Source organism: Synechococcales cyanobacterium T60_A2020_003 (genome assembly GCA_015272205.1).
GTDB lineage: Bacteria > Cyanobacteriota > Cyanobacteriia > RECH01 > RECH01 > JACYMB01.
Genome location: JACYMB010000376.1, coordinates 1 through 2,133, shown reverse-complemented (window position 1 = coordinate 2,133; position 2,133 = coordinate 1). Strand labels below are relative to the sequence as shown.

At 53.4% G+C, this 2,133-nt stretch carries 2 protein-coding genes; one reads left to right on the top strand and one right to left on the bottom strand.

Going from position 1 to position 2,133, the window contains the following annotated elements:
- Positions 1 to 496 precede the first annotated feature (496 nt).
- Positions 497 to 1,153 (bottom strand): phosphoribosylanthranilate isomerase, encoded by a 657-nt coding sequence (locus IGR76_18160; protein ID MBF2080381.1) that lies wholly within the window; start codon positions 1,151 to 1,153, stop codon positions 497 to 499.
- A 355-nt stretch (positions 1,154 to 1,508) separates the two neighbouring features.
- Between IGR76_18160 and psaK the strand changes: the two genes are divergently transcribed.
- Positions 1,509 to 1,772 carry a photosystem I reaction center subunit PsaK gene (gene psaK, locus IGR76_18155; protein MBF2080380.1) on the top strand — a complete coding sequence of 88 codons (264 nt, stop codon included), beginning with the start codon at positions 1,509 to 1,511 and terminating at the stop codon, positions 1,770 to 1,772.
- The last annotated feature ends 361 nt before the right edge of the window (positions 1,773 to 2,133 follow it).

The following is a 2,133-nucleotide window of genomic DNA, read 5'->3' as shown; positions in this document are numbered from 1 at the left end:
TCCGCAAGCGGTTTCCGGGGATTACCGTCAGCATTATGGAGCATCGCGGCGACGAAGGGGTGGAACAAGCGTTGAGGTCAGGGCAAGCGGATCTCGGCATTATCTGTATGCCCATTGGCGATGAGTTGGACACCTGGGAACTGCTGCGGGATGAGTACGTGGTGCTGCTGCCGCCCCATACAGGGGTTTCCAATACCGTCATCAGTTGGGAGGAACTTGCCACCTATCCGCTGATTCTGCCGCCAGAGGGAGACTACTGCTGGACGCTGATTCAGAACCATCTCCGCCGCGTTGGCCAAGCCTTTACGCCCGCCTATGAAATCCGGGAAGACTCCACCATTGTCAATATGGTCAGACAGGGGTTAGGGGCAACGATTATGGCACGCCTTGCGGCTGAACCGCTCCATCCCGAAATCTGCGTGCGTCACATGCCGGTGTCGTTAGAGCGCGTGATCCGGGCGGCGGTGGTCCAAGATGGCCTCCACTCGCCAGCGGTCTATGCCTTCTTGGACGCATTGAGAAACATTAGTGCCTCAAATAGCTTTGCCACTTTTGTTAAATCTTTGTCACCGGGCGATCGCTCAACCCCACTCGATAGATCAATCCAGTTGGGCTGAAGCTGGCTTAGGGCATCCTGCACATTTTCAGGGGTTAGGCCACCTGCCAAAAACCAGGGGCGATCGGGCTGAAACTGGTGTAAAGCTGCCCAATCCAGGGTCTTTCCGGTTCCGCCCAACAGATGAGGGTGATAGGCATCCAATAGCAGCGCATCCACCTGGGGAGTAAAGGCATTAAGGGAACATAGATCCTCTGCAACTCGAATCCGAAAGGCTTTGATCAGCATCATTCCTGGCAAGGCGGCACGAAGCTGCTCACAGAATGCTGGAGATTCCTGCCCGTGGAGTTGAACTGCGTTCACGCCCGACTGCGCGACTACATCTACGATCTCCTCTACGGGAGCATTGGCAAAGACGCCTACATACCCAGGCTCGGATGCCAGATCGGACATCCCCGCAATCACGCGGTGGATCTGGACTGGCATCACGTATCGCGGCGACGATCGCACACAGATAAACCCCAAGGCATCGGCTCCCAGTTGGGCGATCGCCCGTCCTTGGTCTGGCTGCGTAATGCCACAAATCTTAACCTTCATGGTGTGCGATCGCTCCTGCTGTAACGTGGGGAAACTTAGCTCTCATGCCCTGTGCAGGCTTCATCCTAGCACTTTCAGCCTCCGCCACAAACTATTAACTCTTTCAACAAAACCCAAATTTCTGCAAGGTTATTTCTATAATTCTTACAAGTTTTCATACCTGCTATCGTCGCGTTCAGTGGAGGAGGATGAAGGTGTACCTTCCGTTCCTCGAGTTTTTCTGGATGGGCGATCGCTTTCATGGTCTTTGAATTCTTCAAGCGTCAACTAGCGGGCAGTTTCGGGCATTCGTTTAGCCTTGTCCTCTGTTGATCTGAAGGATGGTTGAATCACAGTATAAGGAGCGCAAGCTTTAATGAATTCTCTACTTCTTGCCGCCGTTCCCTCCACGCCAGCGTGGTCTCCCAGTGTCGCCGCAATCATGATCACCTGCAATGTCTTTGCGATTGTGATTGGCTACTATGCGATTCAGCAACGCGGTGTCGGGCCAAAGCTTCCCGTCGAACTGCCCGCGATCTTCACCGGATTTGGGATTCCTGAACTATTGGCGACGGCTAGCTTTGGACACCTCCTCGGTGCAGGGATGATCCTCGGTTTGGGGAATGCAGGGTTGCTGTAGTTAAGGCATTGATGGTTGTTATAGTGCTAGCCATATCGGTTAGGACATTTTGGTGGGGCGGCGAAGCCGCCCCACCAAAATGTCCATGTCCTAAGCTAGCTGGCAACAGCTATATCTGCTGTTAGTCCCAGAGTTGCACATTGGGTTCACCCTGAGTGATTTTAGAATAGCTCAGGGCATTTTTTTTGGAGGCTACTAGAGTTTTAGAGGGCGATCGCCCTTATTGCTTGAGTAAATGACGGAAAATTTCCGGTAGTGCATTAATGCACGGGACAGAGGAACATTAGGCTACACCACCACAATAACCGGGGAGACCAGCGCATGACCATCGAGATGACCTGTCCGACCTGTGGGTCTCACG

What these genes read in the sequence shown, in the direction of transcription:
- IGR76_18160 (MBF2080381.1), bottom strand. Translation starts at nt 1,153, where the DNA reads ATGAAGGTTAAGATTTGTGGCATTACGCAGCCAGACCAAGGACGGGCG.
- psaK (MBF2080380.1), top strand. Translation starts at nt 1,509, where the DNA reads ATGAATTCTCTACTTCTTGCCGCCGTTCCCTCCACGCCAGCGTGGTCT.